The sequence below is a fragment of the Magnetococcales bacterium genome (assembly GCA_015231755.1).
GTDB lineage: Bacteria > Pseudomonadota > Magnetococcia > Magnetococcales > Magnetaquicoccaceae > Magnetaquiglobus.
Genome location: JADGAZ010000013.1, coordinates 93,305 through 111,545 on the forward strand (window position 1 = coordinate 93,305; position 18,241 = coordinate 111,545).

The following is an 18,241-nucleotide window of genomic DNA, read 5'->3' on the forward strand; positions in this document are numbered from 1 at the left end:
TCCACCACACCGATGGTCACGGCCTGGGTATCCGTCAAGCCGCCGGAGTCGGTCACAATCACGTTAATCGAATAACTGGACTGGCTTTCGTAATCAGCCGAGGCTTTCAGGGTCACCGCACCTGTGGCCCCGTCGATGGTGAACAACGCCCCATCCGTACCCCCCAGACTGTAAGTCTGGGTATCCCCGAAATCCACATCCGTGGCCGTGGCCGTATAGATCACCGTGGTGGTGGCCGCGTTTTCCGACACACTCCCGGTACTCCCGGAGGTCATCACCGGAACATCGTTGACCGATGACACCTGAATCACCGAGGTCACGCCAACAGAAGCGTCATCCCCATCCATGAGGGTCCAGGTGACAGACCGGGTAGCCGATTCAAGGGCGGGATTGTCGCTGTCGCTGCTGAATAGCACACTGCGCAACGCAGCCTGATACTGCGCAATGGTCGCGCTCCCGGTCAAAGTCAAGGTGCCCGCCTCAAAAAGGCCGGTGATCCCGTTCTGGGGAACAAACGACAACCGATCCCCGCTGGTATATCCCGTGTCGATGACCACCGTGGCGCCGATCAGCAAGGTGTCATCCACGTCACTGACCGTGATTGTCCCATCGATGGCCATGGCCGCACTTCCTTCGGCATAGGCCAACACGGCTCCGGAGGTGACCACAGGGGCGTCATTGACCGCCTGCAATACCAAGTTCACCCCATTGGAGGCGGTGAGAATACCTCCCACACCGGAACTGCCCAAATCGCTGAGTACCAACTCCAGGCGATCCGATCCAAAATAATCCGCCACGCCCTGGTAGGAAACCTGGGACAACGCGGCATTCAGCTCCGCCTTGGAACCGGAAAAATGGAGGGTCGCATCCCCCTGCCCATCCCCCTGACTGAAGGTCAAGCCGGTGGATTGCGCCAAAGTCAAAGCGCCATGTTCCACCCGCATGGTCACATCCAGCGTATTGGCCTCAGCATCGCTGACCAGAATGCCCAGAATGGTCAACACCTCATCTTCCAATCCGTTCTGCGCGCCGGGCACGGTCAGGACCGGCGCGGTATTGGAGCGGGGCACCACCACAGGCACGGGTTCCACAGTCGCCGGAGTGGTGGTTACCACAGGCACCACCACCGGCTGAGTATCCGGAATCACGGAAGGTTGCACCGACGCCACCACCACCGGTTCCACCACCGTCGGCGCGGTCGGGACAGTCGCCACGGGAGTGGTGGCCGCCGCCGGAGGTTGGGCCTCGGGAGTGGTGGTGGCCGGAGGTTGCTGGGTCTGGGGAGCCTCGGCGGGGGTGGTGCTGGCCGGGGGCTGGGCTGAAGCCGTTTGGGTGGATGCGGCAGGAGTGGCGGCAGCGGTTTGCGTGCCTTGCGAGGCGGGAGCCGTCGTGTTGGCGACCTGCGTCACTGAGGGATCGGCGTTTTTCACCTGCTCTTTGAGGGCATCCGAAGTCGCCAGGGCGGGATTCGCCATGGCCATCAGAATCTGCTGCTCCGGGCTGACCGGCACCGCACTGGCCGCCGCCATCTCCGATTGGGTCGCGGCGGCCTGCTGGGCCTCTTTCAAGGCGGTGGCCGGGTCGCCCCCCTTACTCAAAGCCTGGGTGAGACTTTGCAAAAAAGCGGCCCCACCCCCCGGATCGTTCTTTGTGGCTTCGGCCAATACCTGAGCGGCGTTCTCACCCGAAGCCAAAGCGGTCATCAGTTGATTCGCGGCGCTCACAGGCACCGAGGATTGCTGCGCATTGCTGACGGCTGTGTTGCTGGCGCTCTGGGCGCTCTGAATGGCCGAACCGACCGATCCACCGCTTCCCAAAGACTGGGTGAGGGCCGCCAGAAAGGCCTGATTGCCCTGCCCCCCCGCGGGCATCAAAGCATCCAGAACACTCTGCGCCTGAACCCCGTTGGCCAGGGCCATGGCCAACTGATCCGCCGCGGAAAGGGGCACGCTCTGCTGGGTTTGAATCTGCTCCGCCGCCGACTGGATCTGTTGGGCCTCTTGTCCGGCCTGGGCGGGATTGGACCCCGAAGCCAAAGCGTTCATGAACCCCTGGGCCGCCGTGGGATCGCTGGAGGCGTTGCCCATTCCCGCCGCCCGCAGGGCATCTCCGCTCTCGTGACCACCGGCCAGAGCCGCAGCCAGCCGTTCGGCGGGGGTCAACTCCACATTCTGCGCGGCAGCGCTTTCGGCGTGCCGCTCCACGAATTGACCGGCCAAAGTCATGGCGGCCCGTGGATCCAAACCCTGGCTAAGGGCGTTCTGATACGCCTCCAGAAACAAAGCGGCCTGTTCGGCAGACATCCCGGCCACCAGGGTCTCCACGGATTGGGCATCCACAGGAGCCGATTCCGCGGCGGCGGCCTGCTGCTGCTCGGCGGCCGCGTTGACCGCCTCCTGCTGTTGCTTGGCGGCCTGAACAGCAACGTCGATCGGCTTGCCACTCTGCAACGCCTCAACCAAAGCGGCATAAAAAACCGCCGCCCCTTCCCTGCCGCTCTCGGGCGAAACACCGCTCAAGCCGACGCCAGTAGCCAAAACGCTCTCCAGGGAAGGAGCGGTCGCATGGCCTGTATTGTCCGCCGTATTGCCCGCGGTGGCGCGCACGGTCTCCACCGCGTTCTCCGCACCCTGGGACACCCCGTTCGCCACATCCGACGGAGCGTTCCCACTGCCCAGACCGGAAAGAAATTGGCCCACCAACTGCTGTCCGAGGGCCGCGGCCTGTTCCGGAGAGATCCCCTGTTGGGCGAAAGTCTCCGCAAGCCCCTGCTGGGCAGCGGCAATGGCTTGTCCATCACCCGAGGCCAGATGGGCGACAAATTCCGTGAGTTGCTGCGCCAACGTGGCGGAAAGCGGTGCAGTAGGCATCAATCTTTCATTTCCGATCAGGCCGGAAGCCAATCATCAGGACCGAAACCATCCCGTCAACGGCTCGCCAGCCGGATGCCCCTCAAACGGGTCTTGCTGGTCACGACAAACGAAAATTCCAGGAGCGACCGTCTGTCAACCGCCGCTCCGTTTCTTTTCGATCAAGGCGACAATGGCGTTGATGGTTCTGAAATTGTCGAAATCCAGATCCTTGTTGTCCACCTTGACCTGAAACTCCTTTTCGAGAAACAGCACCAGATGCATCGCGAAAAGTGACGTCACCAGACCGGTGGCAAACAGATCCTCATCATCACCCACATCGGCGTCGCGGATGAATTTTACCAGAAACGATTTGATTTTTTGGGTTGTATCCATGATCTTGGCTTGAAAGGTCATCCGTGATGGGTTCAGATCGGATAGTCATAGAATCCACGACCGTTCTTGCGGCCATGGAGTCCAGCATCCACCATTTTTTTCAACAACGGGCAGGGACGAAACTTGGAATCGTTGAAGCTTTCGTACAGCACATCCAAAGAGTAAAGAATGGTATCCAATCCGATCAGGTCGGCAGTCTCCAGCGGTCCCATCTTGTGGCCGAAACAGTTCTTGAAGATCCGGTCCACCTCATCGGCCTTGGCCACCTGTTCATGCACCAGAAAAATCGCCTCGTTGACGGTCAGCATCAACACCCGGTTGGAGACAAAACCGGGGGAGTCGTTGACCACCACACACTCCTTGCCCATGCGGCTCAGAAAATCACGGGAGGTTGCAATGGTCTGTTCCGAGGTGTGGAATCCCCGGATCACCTCGACCATGGTTTTCAATGGCACCGGGTTCATGAAATGCATGCCGATCACCCGGTCGGGTCGTTGGGTGACCGAGCCGATGCGGGTGATGGAGATGGCCGAAGTGTTGGCGGCAAAGATGCAATGCGGGGGACAAACGGCATCGATGGCGGCATAGACCTCCTGCTTCACCGGCCACTTTTCCACCACATTTTCCACCACGAAATCCGCCTTCGACAACGCCTGCACCTCGGTGGTGAACAGGATGCGTTCCAGCACCTGTTCCGGAGAGAGGGTGTTCTTCTCCTTGGAGAAAAACCCCTGAAACCGCACATTGTTGGTGATTTCCTGACGCGCCCGATCCAGAATTTCGGCAGTCACATCCAGCAACACCACCTGAAAGCCGCTCTGAGCCAGATTCTGCGCCACGCCAACCCCCATGACGCCCGCACCGATGACTCCAACGATTTGAATATCCATGGTTTCATGCACCCGAAGTGTTGTCAACGCAAGTCCAGGTCAGCCAGATTCACCTGAACATAATCCGGAAACGGCGGTATCGTATCGAGATCGTTTTCCAGCAGGGTCACCCCGCCCGTACCCAACGCCTCGATCTCGCGGAACTGGGCGAACTTGTAGGTGATGTACATCATCCGGTTGCGGTCCGTGGAAACGAACTCGGCCAACAGACGCACCCCATGCCGTTTGGCCTCCTGACGCACATGATTGATCAGCACCGACCCCACCCCCCGCGCCATGACCCGACACGACATCAGCAACAGCTTGATGGTCCAGGTCTCCGCCGTGGTCTCCAGCAGCACCAGACCGATCTTGCCATAGGTGCCATAGCGATCATCCAGGCTCACGATCAGCAGGCGGTGATTCGGGGAGTGGCAAAAAGCCTCCAACTCTTCGTAAGAGTAGGTATACCCGGTAGCATTGAGTTGGTTGGTGCGCACCGTCAACTCTTCGGCCCGTTGCAGATCCTCCCGCCGGGCCGGGGCGATGGTGACCACCATCTGCAAAGTGGCCAGAAAGGACTCTTTCGGTCCGGAAAAGGCGGTCTCCTCCTGATTGCGCAGCAGGTCGCTTTGATACATAGCCCGACGCTTGCGGGAATCGTCGGTGATGAAACGGGGATTCATCTCCGGCAGATCCAGAATCCCATCCACATCCAGGGCGTCGATGCACCGCACCTCCGGCAACACGAAACGCACTTCGTCCCGCTCGAACGGCTGATCGTCCACAAACGCGAACGTATTGAGGCCGATATTGAGGGATTGGGCGATCTGCGCGATGGAGTCGGCTTTGGAGTTCCAGTTGATCTGCGGATACAAAAAATAGTCCGCCAGCCCGAAGGCCCGCAACCGTTCCATGGCGGGTTCAAACGTGTTGCGACTGGCGATGGATTGCAGAATGCCCCGTTCGTCCAGAGTTCGGATCACCCGCACCGCATTCTCGCGCAAAACCAGTGAATCATGCTCGGCCAGCACCCCATCCCACAGGGTATTGTCCAGATCCCAGACCACACACTTGATTTTGCTCTCCTTGGCCATGCCTACACCTGTCTGCTCTTCTTGTCCCGGGATCGTTGATCCTTGATGTGATCCAAATGGCCGTATTTGGCGATGATGGTCTGCTGAATCTGGTTGCTGCCTTCGATGATCTCCATGATCTTGGCGTCACGGAAATAGCGTTGTACCGGATAGTCCGGACCGCAACCGTTGGCGCCGTGAATCTGCACCGCGTCGGCGGCGCTGCGGGCCGCCATGGTGGAGGCGAAATACTTGGCCGTGGAGGTGGCCATGATCGAGCGGGGATCCCGTTCGTCTTTCATGCGACCCGCATGGAGACACAACATGCGCGCCGCTTCGATATGGGTGATCATGTCGGTGATCATCCTCTGGATCAAAGGATGCTCCCGCAGATGAACGCCGAACTGTTTGCGTTGACTGGTATACTCCAGACAGGCCTCCAGGCACCCCCGGGTCAGCCCCACGCAACCGCACCCCACGCAGAAACGGCCATGATCCAACGCCGCCCCCGCCACATGGGAAAATCCGAAACCCGGACGCCCCACCATGTTCGCTTCCGGCAGTTCACAGCCGTCGAAGGTGAGGACCGCCAGCATGGCGGCGCGAAAACCCAGGAGTCCGGACAAGGGCTTGCGGGTCAATCCGGCCCGATCCCCCTCCACCAGAAAGGCGACCGGCTTGTTCTCGAACTGGGCGAACACCAAAAACAGATCGGCGATCTGACCGCAGGAGATCCATTTCTTCTCGCCATCCATACGGTACGCGCCATTTTCCAGGCGGGTGACCGTGGTTTCCACATTCTTGGCATCGCTGCCGATGTTGGGTTCGGTGAGGGCGAAAGCGCCGATGGTCTCGCCCCGGGCCAGTCTGGGCAGCCACACCTGTTGCTGCTCGGTGGAACCCCAGATGCTCAACGCCTGACACACCATGCCATGGACCGTCAACAGACTCAGCAGCGAGGCGCTGCCGCGCCCGATCTCCTCGCACAGCAAGCCGAAGGTGACGCTGTCCATGCCGCCGCCTCCCCATTCCACGGGAACCGTGGCGCCCAGATAACCCCGGTCGGCCATGGCACGAATCACGCTCTCCGGCAGCCGTTGCTCCTGATCCCATTGATCCGCGAACGGTGCGACCGTTTCATCGACAAAACGTTTGAACGCCTCTTGGGCAATCGATTGCTCCGGGGTCCACTCCATGATGCAAACTCTCCTGGCTCGCCTCTTTCAATACCCTTGCCGCACCATCCCGGCCTTGTCTTTAAAGCCGGATCAATGCGCCGTCCCCGTCTCGGCCTGGGTCAAACAGGAGACCCCCTTCTTGAACATGCACTGATCCTCTTTTTGATAGGTATCAAAATAGAGTACCATCTTGCCATCCTTGTTTTTCTTCTCCCGCACGATCTGGAGAAAATAGTCATGACTCAAAATTTCGCCATTGGACAAATGCCGCCTGGGATTTTTCTTACCCTTGCCGGCCAACACACCCCCATACCGCAAATAAGAGACCATGCTGTCGGGATCGGCGGAACGACCATAGCGCATGGCCTCGACCAGCAACATGACGGAATCGAAAGCCTGGGCCGCCGTGGTATAGGAAGACAGCTTCTTTTTGAAAACGGCGTTGTATTCCGTGATGAAGCGGGCGTTATCCGGATCGTCCTCCTTGAAAAGCCCCACCACGATCGATCCGATCACAGGCGACGGTCCCCTGCCGCCTATCTCCAAAAATTTCGGATCGTTCTGGGAAATACCCAGAATGATGGGCACTTCGATCTTGAACTCCCGGAGCAAGGTGATGAACGGGATGGCTTCCCGGGTTGAACCGGAAAAAAAGATCGCATCCATCGGTTTGGCTTTATGTTTGGTCAAAAACCGGGTGACGATGGGAAAAAAATCTTTCTGATCCGGATAGATCGACTGATAAAACGCGACATTCGCCTGGTCGATGTGATTGATATGCTTGGCGAGCAAATTGGCCAATTCCTCGCCGGTGGAACTTCTCACATAAACAAGGCCGACATTCTTGCACCCGACCTCTGCGCAAGCCTTGGCCATGAGTTCAGCCTGGGCGTTATTGTTGGGAAGATTACGAAAAATATATTTGAAATTGTGCTGGGTCAGTTTGGTGGTGGTGGTAAAAGGCCACAAATTGATGATGCGAAACTTCTCGAAAACAGCGGAGCCGATCACAGCGTTTTCCCCGCCCCCGCCGGCGGACAACACCGTGGCCACCAGATTCTGTTCCGAAATATCCTTGGCAAAGTCCCACATTTCGTTGGGATTGGGCGAGGAGGGCAGAGCCACCTCGATGGCCTCCAATTTTCTACCATTGAAAACGCCGTTAGGGCTTTGATTGACCTCATCAACCGCCATCTTGATGCCGTTGTTGAAGGCTTCCCGCTTGCCGCTGGTATAATATCCGTAACCGATGCGGATGGGTCCGGTATCGGATTGACTCGCCGCGTCTGTTTTGGAACGGGCAGAGGAGTCCTTTCCAGACACCACCCAATCGACCCACGACTGGACCATGGCGCGGCTTTTTTCCGGGGCGAACCAGAACATCTGAGCGGCGATGATGAGCAAAACCAGACAAAACAACAGAAAGTAATAAAATTTCTTCATGGCAATGGCATCTTACCGATCGCGCACGAACGGCGTGCATGGGTCAGCGGCATTCCGCCCCGGACCAATCCTCCGGCATTGCCCACCCATGATTATTGCCCCCCCAGAATCAAAGGCAGACCATCCTTGCCGGAACCGATCACCACCACTTTGGAATTGTTGGACGAGGCCAGTTTCTCCGTGGCTTGAATCCCCAGCCATTGCAGAATGTTGGGATCCTTCAAGGATTCCCCGATCTTTTTCTGATAGTCATAGATACCCTGGGCCTCCCGACGCTTGCGCTCGGATTCCTGCAACTCCCGCTCCAGGCGATAGACATAGGCCTGCATCTCCTGCTCGTGGACCAGTTTCTCCTCGATGGCCCGCTGGATGGGATCCGGCAAGGTCACGCTGCGGATGATGACATCGTCGATGATGACGAATTTCTGACTGGCCGGCTCCAAGGCTTCGCCAATGATCTCCTGGAGCATTCCCTTGCGGGTGGTATAGATCGCCTCCGGGGAGTAACCGCCGATGGCCCGTCTCAGGGCGGCTTCGACCTCCGGGATCACCACGGACTGGATGTAATCCGGACCCACACGCTGATGCAAATAGCCCAGCATGCTGTGTTCGGGTTTGAAGCGGATCGACATCTTGAGGGTCACCGGCAGACCCACGGAGGTAAGCACCGTGAAATCACGCACCAGAGCCTGGAGACGCACGTTGTAGGGGGTCAATTTGTCCCACGGCCAGATCAGGTAAAGCCCTTCCGTGTAGACATTATCCACCACGGTCCCGCCGAAGAATCGTTTGTAAAGCACGCCGCCTTCGCCGGACTGGATGGTAATCACCATGCGCGGCCATAAAAACAAAACAATAAGGACCAAAATCAGGAGGGAAACCACCATGGACATCCCGGCCCGCTGAATAAAACCGCGTATCTTGGATGCAACGGTTGAGAAAGTCATCATTCGAGCCAATCCGCATCAAATGATCTCCTTGTCCCGTCACAAACGACGGGACAAGGAGATGATGAAGCCTCCAGAGATTGTACACAGCAACGCCACCCTGGTGAAGGCACTCCTGTCACGATTTGCACCAGGAGCGCCCACCAGGATCAGGCGCCATTCCTCGAAAAAAGCACAGGATCAGGCGGCATTCTGTTCGGTGCGCATATTTTCCGCGACCTTCTTGCCGGCCTCGAACTCTTCTCTGAAGTAGGTACGCATTTTGGAAGGATCGAAGTTGAAGAAGTTGCCACCGGACTCAAAGTGCTGGATGAACACCCGGCCCACCGCATAGGTGGCGGCGGCGCCGAAGACGGACATGCTGGTCATGCCCAGCCAACTGCCCACACCGGGGAAGGCTTTGAGCATGCTGGCCACACCCATGCCACCAGCCACGGGCAGGGTGCCGCCCAGCAAGGAGAGCAGCAACTTTTTGCCGATGTCATCGGTGAACTTGAGGTCGTAGAGCTTGGCCAGTTTGTAGAGCAAACGGGTTTGAATACCAATCAGAATGCCGACATCCACGGAAGGCAGGGGAATCAGGCCCGTGCCCAGGGAGGCGAACATGTAATTCTTGGTCAGGTTTTGCGCATCCTTCAAGCGCTCCATGATTTCGGCATCCGTTTTGGCGACGGGTTCGGCCACGGTTTCGGCCTCGGCTTCCAGCACGGTTTCGGTCTCACTCATTTTAGTCTCCTCTGGTTGGATTAACGGGACTTTACCCGATTGGACAGGATCTGTTTCCGTAGATCCATGAACTTGCACAGTGGGTGGATGGTCTACCAGATCCGCCGCCGGATCCGGAAGCGGTGGGGAACTGGACGCTGGAGTCAGCGGGACGGCTTGGGTCGGCTCCACCGGAGAGGCCACGGCATGCTCAATTGGCGCTTCCACCGGGGGTTCCACCGGCAGCGATCCGGAAGCACCTTCCTGGGCTACGGCCTCAGGAACCGGAGCATCCGTTGATTCGGTGGCAATTTTGGTAAACCGGGGAAACCGTCTCGCTACCATGACACACTCCTGCATAATCGTCCACACATTGTCCACCATTGCCGACTACAGCCGACACAAAGCGGATCCGCCTTGTCAAAACCACACGCAAATCTTAACAACGAAAGATATAATGAACAATGATATATAAATGATACACTTTGAACAAAATGTCAAAGAAAAAGTCAAGAGCACCAAAAAAATTTTACCTGCCCTTTGTATGTGGGCTATAATCACAGATCATTTTTTGGGCACCCCGGGCAACGGGAATTTCTCCCGACCCAATCAAGCCGATCACAATACCATAAATTTACCAAAATTCAACGAAAGCCTCTTGCGCCATGAAAAAAGAAGACATCCAGCAAATCCATCCCCTGACCCCCATGCAAGAGGGCATGCTGTTCCACGCCTTGTATGAACAAACGGCCAACCCCTACTTTGAACAATGCCAGTTCCGGTTGCGGGGACATCTGGACCTGCCCCGCTTTGAAATGGCCTGGAACGAAGTGATGCGTCGGCATGAGGTATTACGCGCCCGTTTTGTCCATAAAAGCGTTCAACAACCCCGCCAGGTTATTTTAAAAGAACAGAAAATTGTTATCAAATATCTTGATTGGCGCCATCTCTCGCCGGACGGACAACAGCAGGCGATTGAGAACCATAAAAAAAACGACTGGGCCCTCGGATTCGACCTGAGCCGGGACGCGTTGATGCGCATGGCGGTCTTTCAGACTCAAGAACAACAGTTCGAGGTGATTCACAGTTTTCATCACATCATTCTGGATGGCTGGAGTGTCGGCATCCTGCACGAAGAGTCCCTCCAGATCTATACGGCCCTGATCCGCGACCTTCCCCATCGTCTGCCCCCACCCGTCCCCTTCGGACGTTACCTGCAATGGCTGGCCCGACAAGACCAGAAAGGAGCCGAACGGTTCTGGCAGCGCCATCTGAGCGGTTATCACCATCCGGTCACCCTGCCGGGATGCACCCCCTCGGAGCATGCCCCCTTCCAGGCCGAAGAGCGCCATTATACCCTTTCCGGCCCCTTGAGCGCCGCGCTGCGACAACTGGCCGCACGGCATCGGGTCACCCAGAACTGCCTGATCCAGACCGCCTGGGGCATTCTGCTGGCCCGCTACAATCAGGCCCAGGATGTGGTCTTCGCCGCCACGGTGTCGGGTCGCCCCCCGGAGATCCCGGATGTGGAACGGATGGTGGGACTGTTCATCAACGCCGTGCCGGTGCGCATCCGCGCCGAGGCCGATATGCCGTTTCACCGTCTGCTGCGACAGGTGCAACACGAGGCCAACACCGCCCGGGATTATCATCACCACTCCCTGGCGGAAATCCAGGCCAAAAGCCAACTAGGCCATGCCCTGCTGGATCACATCCTGGTCTTTGAAAACTACGCCGCGGCGGATATCGCCCAGTTCACCATCGCCGATGGCCGGGGAGGAGAACTGGTGGTCGAACAGTACAAACAGGTGGACCATTCCAACTATCCCCTCACGGTGCAGGTCATGCCCGGCGAACCGTTGGGGTTCAACATGATCATCAATGTGGCCGCCCTGCCCGTCTCCCAGGTGGACGCAATGATGGCCAATCTGCAAGCCATCCTCACCCAGGTGACCGACAACGACGTCGTGACCGTGGGGGCCATCTCGCTGCCGTCGCTGCCATCCCTGTCCGCGCTCCCACTCCCCCGACACCACAACACCATCCGAACCACCACCGATCCGAAAACCGTCCCACTGCTCCTGGCGGCCACCTTCACCGCCGAACCCCTCGCCCCCCACATCCGTTGGTGGGGTCGAGCCTTCGGAGTGAACATCGAACCTTCCTTCGCCGCCTACAACCAAATTTTCCAGGAACTGCTCAACCCCGACAGCCTGTTGTCCACCCACGCTGGTCCGGCGTTGCTGTTGATCCGCTTTGAAGACTGGATCCGCAACCTGCCCGCCCCCACCCTGGAAAGCTGCCGGATCCATCTGGAAAATGGTTACACCCAACTGCTCCACGCCCTCACCCGACACCGCAACCCGGCCCCCCGGATGATCGCTCTGCTGCCCCCCTCGCCGGAACTTGCGGAACTCCCGGAAGCGGTGAAACCGATCCACGCCTTGTACCAACGTTTCCGCGCCTGGCTCGACAGTGGCGCGCAAGGCCCGTGGCAAAGGCTGGATCTGACGGAACTGGCGCCTTGGTTCGCCATCGAATCAATCTTCGACACACTCCAGGATCAAACCGGACACATCCCCTTTTCCGACCCCTACTACGCCGCCATGGGGCTTTGGATCGCCCGCAAGATCGTGGCACTGCGGGCCACCCCCTTCAAGGTGATCGCGCTGGATTGCGATAACACCTTATGGCAGGGCATCTGCGGCGAAGGCGGCAGCCAAGGCGTGATCATCACCCCCGGCCATCGGGCCTTGCAGCAATTCATGGTGGAACGGCATCAAGAGGGTTTTCTGCTGGTTCTCAACAGCAAGAACAATCCGGAGGATGTCTGGGAGGTGTTCGCCAATCATCCCGACATGGTGTTGCGCCGGGAACAGATCGTCACCACCCGCATCAACTGGCGAGCCAAATCCGACAATCTCCGGGAGATGGCCAAGGAGTTGAATCTGGGGCTGGACAGTTTCGTCTTCCTGGACGACTCCGGGGTGGAGTGCGCGGAGATGATGACCCACCGCCCCGAGGTGCTGACCCTGCAACTGCCGGAAGATCCGGAGGATTTTTCAGTATTTCTGCGTCTGGTCTGGGCCTTCGATCGTTTCGCGGTCACCCAGGAGGATCAACAACGCAGCGCCATGTATCAAGAAGAGCAACAACGCCGCCAGCACCAGGAACAGGCCGACTCCCTGGAGGACTTTCTCCACACCCTGGAAATCCAGGTATTCATGGAGCCGTTGCAAAAAGAACATCTGCCCCGTGCCGCGCAACTCACCCAACGAACCAACCAGTTCAATCTCAGCACCATCCGCCGGGATGAAGCCGCCATTGAAGCCCTGCTGCGTCAACCCGAATGGCTGGGCTGGTGCATTCATGTGACGGATCGTTTTGGGGATTACGGTCTGGTGGGTGTGGTGCTCGCCCGGCAGGAAGACAACCGGTTGTGGGTGGATACCTTCCTGTTGAGCTGCCGAGTATTGGGACGGGGGGTGGAAACCGCCATTCTGAGTGGTCTGCGTCATCACGGTCTGGCCCGTGGCATCGACCGTCTGGTGGCCGAATACCGCCCCACCGCGAAAAATCCCCCGATCCTGGCCTTTCTGGAGCAAAGTCCCCTGGAGCCGGAGTCCACCACCGCACACGGCGTCCTGTATGGCGCCCCCTGCGCCGACCTGCCGGAAACCGCGCCCCATGTGCGTTTCTCCCATGATCGCCCACCCCCCCCGAAACCGGTGGCACCCCCACCCGCCGCCGCTCCAACGATCTCCGCGCCCGTCCAGCCGCTGGACCAGTCGAAGGCCGGATCCGCCTCACGCCTGCGGGCCTTGCGCTGGCGCGCCGATCTGGTCAACAACGACCGTCTGGTACACAAGGCCCACTATCTGCCTCTAACCCACAGCTCCGGGGAGGCCCTGCTGGCCCTGCCGGTGGACGGATCCCAGGAACGCGACCGCCTGACGACGCCCTTCGCGCCGTTGCAAGGCGAGACCCAACTCCAGTTGGGCACCATCTGGCAAGAGGTACTCGGATGCGGGGCCGTCGGGCGCTACGACTCCTTTTTCGAGCTGGGCGGGCACAGTCTCAAGGCGGTGCGCATGGTGGCGCGCATCCAGAAACAGTTCGGGGTGACGCTGCAACTGGGAGAGGTGTTCGCCCATGCCACCATCGCCGCCCTGGCCACCCTGATCCGCAACCGGTCGGGTCATCAGCCGGATCCCATCCAACCCGTGGCCCAACAGGAAACCTATCCGGTTTCCAACGCCCAGTTGCGGTTGTGGATTCTCCAGCAGATGGAAAACGACGCCATCGCCTACAACACCGCCTCCCTCTATGAATTCCGCGGGGAGCTGCGCGCCGACCTGCTGGAACAGGCACTGGAAGCCGTGGCCTTGCGCCACGAATCCTTGCGCACCACCTTTGTCCAGGAACCGGACCCGGTGGTGGATCCGACGACCATCCCCGCCACCGGCTTCGGTCAGCCCCGGCAGCGCATCCATCCCGGCTGTCTGACCCGCCTGACCCATCTGGATCTTTCCGGCGCGCCGGATCCGGACGGACAAGCCCGGGCCATGGCCCTGGAGGAGGCCCGCACCCCCTTCGATCTGGCGCAAGGGCCGGTATACCGGGTCACCCTGATGCGACTGGCGCCGCAACGCCATGTGTTGCTGCTCAACATGCACCACATCATCAGCGACGGCTGGTCTCTGGAAATTCTGCAAAACGAAACCATGACCCTGTACGCCGCGCTCCTGAACAACCTCCCGGCGCGTCTGCCGCCCCTGGCCATTCAATACAAGGATTACGCCGCCCATCAAAACGCCCGCCTTCAGGGGGAAGAGGCCACCCGGGCCCGGGAATACTGGCTCCACAAGCTCAACCACCAGTCCGCCGAGCCGATCCATCTGCCCACCGACTTCCCCAGACCGCCGGTGCAGACCTTTCAAGGACGCGTGCTGGTCCACGACTTCGACCCGCAACAGCGGGCCCTGCTCACCCGACTGGGCAACGATCATCAGGCCACCTTGTTCATGGTGCTGACCGCGCTCATCAAGGTAATCCTGCTGCGTCAGGCCGGTGGAACGCCGGAAAGCCGGGCGGTGATCGTCGGCACCCCGGTGGCCGGGCGGGAACGGCCCGAACTGGAAGAGCAGATCGGTCTGTATCTCAACACATTGGCGTTGCACGACATTCTCGATCCCGCCGAACCCTTCGCCGCCGTGCTGGCCAAGGTCAAACAGACCGTCACCGAAGCCTTCGCCCATCAGTTCTATCCCTTCGACCGTCTGGTGGAAGAGTTGAACCTGGAACGGGATCTGAGTCGTTCCCCGCTGTTCGACGTGATGGTGGTCATGCAGGATCTGCTGCCGGATCGTCCGGGGCCTGCGGGTCTGACCATCACCCAATACGCCGTGGATGCCCAGATCAGCCGCTTCGATCTGGTATTCGATTTTTTTGAGTACGAACAAAACCTGCGCATGGCCATCACCAGCAACACCGACCTGTTCACGCCTGAACGGATCGAGCGCATGGTGGGCCAACTCACCCATCTGATGCGCAGCGTGCTGACCACCCCGGAACACCCCATCGCCGGTCTGGATCTCCTGTCCGATCCGGAACGCCAATTGTTGCTGGAGGGATTCAACGCACACCGTCACCCCTACCCCCGACAGGCCACCATTCTCGACCGGTTTGCCGCCCAGGTGACCGCCACCCCCGAGGCCATCGCCGTCATCGCCGGGGAAGAGACCCTCGATTATCGCCAGTTGGACGGCTGGAGCAACCGCATCGCCCATCACCTGATGACCCGGGCCGAGGTGCGTGCGGAAGAGATCATTCCACTGCTGACCGACCGTTCCGCCGGATTTTTCGCCGGGGTGCTGGGCATCATGAAGGCGGGAGGGGTCTGTCTGCCCATCGACTCCGCCACCCCCAGGGAACGGATCGACTTCATGGTACGTGACAGCGGATGCCGCTGGGTGCTGTTCGGGGAGGAAAACGACCGGCCCTCAGAGCCGATCCCCCTGCCGACGCTGACGGTGAACGACTTCCGCAACGGGTCGGATGCTTCTCCCTCCGCCTGCCCGGCCCGTTGGGACTCCCTGGCCTATGTGATCTACACCTCCGGTTCCACCGGTCAACCCAAGGGGGTTTTGGTGGAACATGGGGGATTCATCAACATGGCCTTGGCCCAGATCCGGGCCTTCGGGGTCACGGCGGAGGATCGGGTCTTGCAATTCGCCTCCCCATCGTTCGACGCCAGTTTCTCGGAGATTTTCATGGCGCTCTTGTGCGGAGCGGCCCTGGTGCCGGTGGGATACGACACCATTCACCACCCGGAACGACTGCTGGAGCGGATGCAGGCCACCGGAGTGACCGTCGCCACCCTGCCGCCGGTCTATCTGCACACCCTGACCACCCTGGCCACCACCCGTGACCATCCCGGGCTCAACGGCCTCAGAACCCTGATCACCGCCGGGGAACCGCCCATCTTTGAAGACGCGCTCCATTTCGCCGCCCGGTTGCGTTATTTCAACGCCTACGGACCCACGGAGTGTTCGGTGTGCGCCACTTGGTATCGGGTATTGCCGGAACCGGAACGCTACCCTGGCGGACAGATTCCCATCGGCGCGCCTTTGGACAATCTCTCGGTGTACCTCCTGGACGGCTCCGACCACTTGGCCCCGCTGGGCACGGTCGGGGAAATCTGCGTGGCGGGACCGGGTGTGGCCCGGGGATATCTCAACCGCGAGGCGTTGACCGCCACCCGTTTTGTGGCCAATCCCTGGCAACCCGGCACCCGTCTCTATCGGACCGGGGATCTGGGACGCTGGCGCAACGATGGCACCATCGAACTGCTGGGCCGTCTGGACGAACAGGTCAAAATTCGCGGCCATCGGGTGGAACCCGGCGAGATTGCCCATCATCTGTTGCAACACCCGGAGGTGCGGGATGCCACGTTGCTGGTCCATCAGACCGACCCCAACACCCCGGAACTGATCGCCTGCGTCACCCCGGCCACCCTGCGCCCCGAGGCGTTGCGCTCCTGGCTGGAACCGATGCTTCCCGGCTACATGATTCCTGGCCGCTGGATCGTGACCGACCGACTGCCTTTGACCATCAACGGCAAGATCGACCGCAACGCCCTGCTGGCCACCCTGGCCCGACAGGAACCCCGTCAGGCCAGCGCGCACCCGCCCCGTTCTCCCCTGGAAAGCCGGATGCTTCAAATCTGGCAAAAAGTTCTGGGACGGGGGGATTTTGGCATCACGGATGACTTTTTCGCCCTGGGGGGAGACTCCATCAAGGCCATCCAGGTGGTGGCCTCCTTGAATGATCTGGGATTGGAGACCAAGACCATCTTCTTGTATCCCACCATCGCCACCCTGGCCCACAGCCTGGAAAACCGTACCCGGCGCCCCCTGCGCGCCGAAGAACCGGACCCGATTGCCGGACCGGTGCCACTAACGCCGATCCAGTCCTGGTTCTTCCGGGAGTACCCGGTGGATCACTACCACTTCAACCATGCGGAGTATCTGTTCTTCCGGGATCCCCTGAACGCGTCCGCGTTGCAGGCGGCCTTGCAGGCGGTGCAGGCCCACCACGACATGCTCCGAGCCTGTTTTCCGCCGGGAGCGGGACCGGACGGGGTGAGCCAAGCAATCCAGGGACCGGAGTTGCCGGTGGATTTCCAACTGCTGGATCTGCGCGGCATCGAAGCGGTGGAAACCGAGGTGGACCGTCAAACCAGAATCGCCCAAAGCGGCATGAATTTGACACACGGCCCCCTCTTGAAAACCCGCCTGTTCCGTCTGGATCAGGAGGACCGCCTGCTTTTCGTGATCCATCATCTGATCATCGACGCGGTTTCCTGGCGCTTTTTGTTGGATGACATCCTGCGGGGCTACGAGCAGCAGGTGGCCGGGCACCCCATCACCCTGCCCAGCAAAAGCAATTCCTTCAAACGCTGGTCCGAAGGGCTTCAACTCTATAGCCGCAGTTTGCGCCTGTTGCGGGAACGCCATTACTGGCAGGCCATCGAATCGACCCCTCTGGAAACGATCCCCCACCCCAAAACGGCGGAATCCTCCCTGCCGGTAGACATCCGGGATCAAAACATCACCCTCACCCCGGAGGAAACCGAAGCCCTGTTGGCCCTGACCCGCTCCCGGGAGCGGCCCTACCGGGTGATCGACCTGCTACTGTCTTCTTTGGCACAATCCTTGCAGAGAAAGTACAACCTCCATCACGTTCCCATCATGCTGGAAGGGCATGGACGGGAACCCGTCGTCGATGGGGTGGATGTGAGTCGTACAGTGGGCTGGTTCACCACGGTATTCCCATTTCTGTTGTCGGCGAGCCGGGAACAGAGCCTCGGGGAAGTGTGTCGCACCCTGCGGGAACGGTTGGACCAGATCCCCAATCAGGGCATCGGATACGGTATCTTGAAGTATCTGACCCCCGATGCCCTGAAACCCGGATTGAGTTTCCGGCTGAAACCACAGATCAGTTTCAACTATCTGGGGGAATACCGCCTGGATCCAGGCGATCTGTCCGCCCTTGTCAACAGTGATCTGGCACCTTATCGTGCAAGCGAACGGGCCGGAGCGCTTTATGATTGGATGTTCAACGCCATTGTGGAGGGAAAAGCGTTGCAGATTTTCCTGGCTTATGACGCCCAGCGGTTCGACGACCACACCATTCGCGATCTGCTCGATACCATGCGTGGCATTCTTCTCGATCACACCCGGTTAAATGACGCTTGACCTGCACTCCAATTATCAT

General features: G+C 59.5%; 9 protein-coding genes. 1 reads left to right on the forward strand and 8 read right to left on the reverse strand.

Annotation, left to right across the window (positions count from 1 at the left end):
- The 8 genes from HQL98_10135 to HQL98_10170 all read right to left on the reverse strand — a co-directional run.
- The coding region (locus tag HQL98_10135; GenBank protein MBF0272409.1) for a cadherin domain-containing protein at positions 1-2,870 on the reverse strand (2,870 nt) is incomplete at its 3' end.
- Between the two features lie 135 nt (positions 2,871-3,005).
- A complete protein-coding gene (locus HQL98_10140) occupies positions 3,006-3,245 on the reverse strand; it encodes an acyl carrier protein (protein MBF0272410.1) in 240 nt (79 codons plus the stop codon).
- 32 nt (positions 3,246-3,277) lie between these two features.
- Positions 3,278-4,135 carry a 3-hydroxyacyl-CoA dehydrogenase family protein gene (locus tag HQL98_10145; protein MBF0272411.1) on the reverse strand — a complete coding sequence of 286 codons (858 nt, stop codon included), beginning with the start codon at positions 4,133-4,135 and terminating at the stop codon, positions 3,278-3,280.
- 23 nt (positions 4,136-4,158) lie between these two features.
- A complete protein-coding gene (locus tag HQL98_10150; protein MBF0272412.1) occupies positions 4,159-5,211 on the reverse strand; it encodes an HAD-IIIC family phosphatase in 1,053 nt (350 codons plus the stop codon).
- A gap of 2 nt (positions 5,212-5,213) precedes the next feature.
- On the reverse strand, positions 5,214-6,386 hold the full coding sequence (locus HQL98_10155; protein MBF0272413.1) for an acyl-CoA dehydrogenase family protein: 1,173 nt from the start codon (positions 6,384-6,386) through the stop codon (positions 5,214-5,216).
- Positions 6,387-6,458: 72 nt separating this feature from the next.
- Entirely contained in the window at positions 6,459-7,811 is a 1,353-nt protein-coding gene (locus tag HQL98_10160) for an ABC transporter substrate-binding protein (protein MBF0272414.1), read from the reverse strand.
- Between the two features lie 92 nt (positions 7,812-7,903).
- Entirely contained in the window at positions 7,904-8,644 is a 741-nt protein-coding gene (locus HQL98_10165) for a prohibitin family protein (protein ID MBF0272415.1), read from the reverse strand.
- 294 nt (positions 8,645-8,938) lie between these two features.
- Complete coding sequence (locus HQL98_10170) at positions 8,939-9,484, reverse strand: DUF697 domain-containing protein (protein MBF0272416.1); 546 nt, start codon at positions 9,482-9,484, stop codon at positions 8,939-8,941.
- Positions 9,485-10,128: 644 nt separating this feature from the next.
- On the opposite strand from HQL98_10170, the gene HQL98_10175 reads away from it, so the two are divergent.
- The gene (locus HQL98_10175; GenBank protein ID MBF0272417.1) at positions 10,129-18,222 is read left to right on the forward strand and encodes an amino acid adenylation domain-containing protein; all 8,094 of its coding nucleotides are present in this window, start codon (positions 10,129-10,131) and stop codon (positions 18,220-18,222) included.
- Positions 18,223-18,241 lie beyond the last annotated feature (19 nt).

Excerpts from the sequence above, each read along its gene's own strand:
- HQL98_10175 (MBF0272417.1), top strand. The coding sequence starts at position 10,129 with ATGAAAAAAGAAGACATCCAGCAAATCCATCCCCTGACCCCCATGCAA.
- HQL98_10165 (MBF0272415.1), bottom strand. The coding sequence starts at position 8,644 with ATGGTGATTACCATCCAGTCCGGCGAAGGCGGCGTGCTTTACAAACGA.
- HQL98_10170 (MBF0272416.1), bottom strand. The coding sequence starts at position 9,484 with ATGAGTGAGACCGAAACCGTGCTGGAAGCCGAGGCCGAAACCGTGGCC.
- HQL98_10155 (MBF0272413.1), bottom strand. The coding sequence starts at position 6,386 with ATGGAGTGGACCCCGGAGCAATCGATTGCCCAAGAGGCGTTCAAACGT.
- HQL98_10145 (MBF0272411.1), bottom strand. The coding sequence starts at position 4,135 with ATGGATATTCAAATCGTTGGAGTCATCGGTGCGGGCGTCATGGGGGTT.
- HQL98_10160 (MBF0272414.1), bottom strand. The coding sequence starts at position 7,811 with ATGAAGAAATTTTATTACTTTCTGTTGTTTTGTCTGGTTTTGCTCATC.
- HQL98_10150 (MBF0272412.1), bottom strand. The coding sequence starts at position 5,211 with ATGGCCAAGGAGAGCAAAATCAAGTGTGTGGTCTGGGATCTGGACAAT.
- HQL98_10140 (MBF0272410.1), bottom strand. The coding sequence starts at position 3,245 with ATGGATACAACCCAAAAAATCAAATCGTTTCTGGTAAAATTCATCCGC.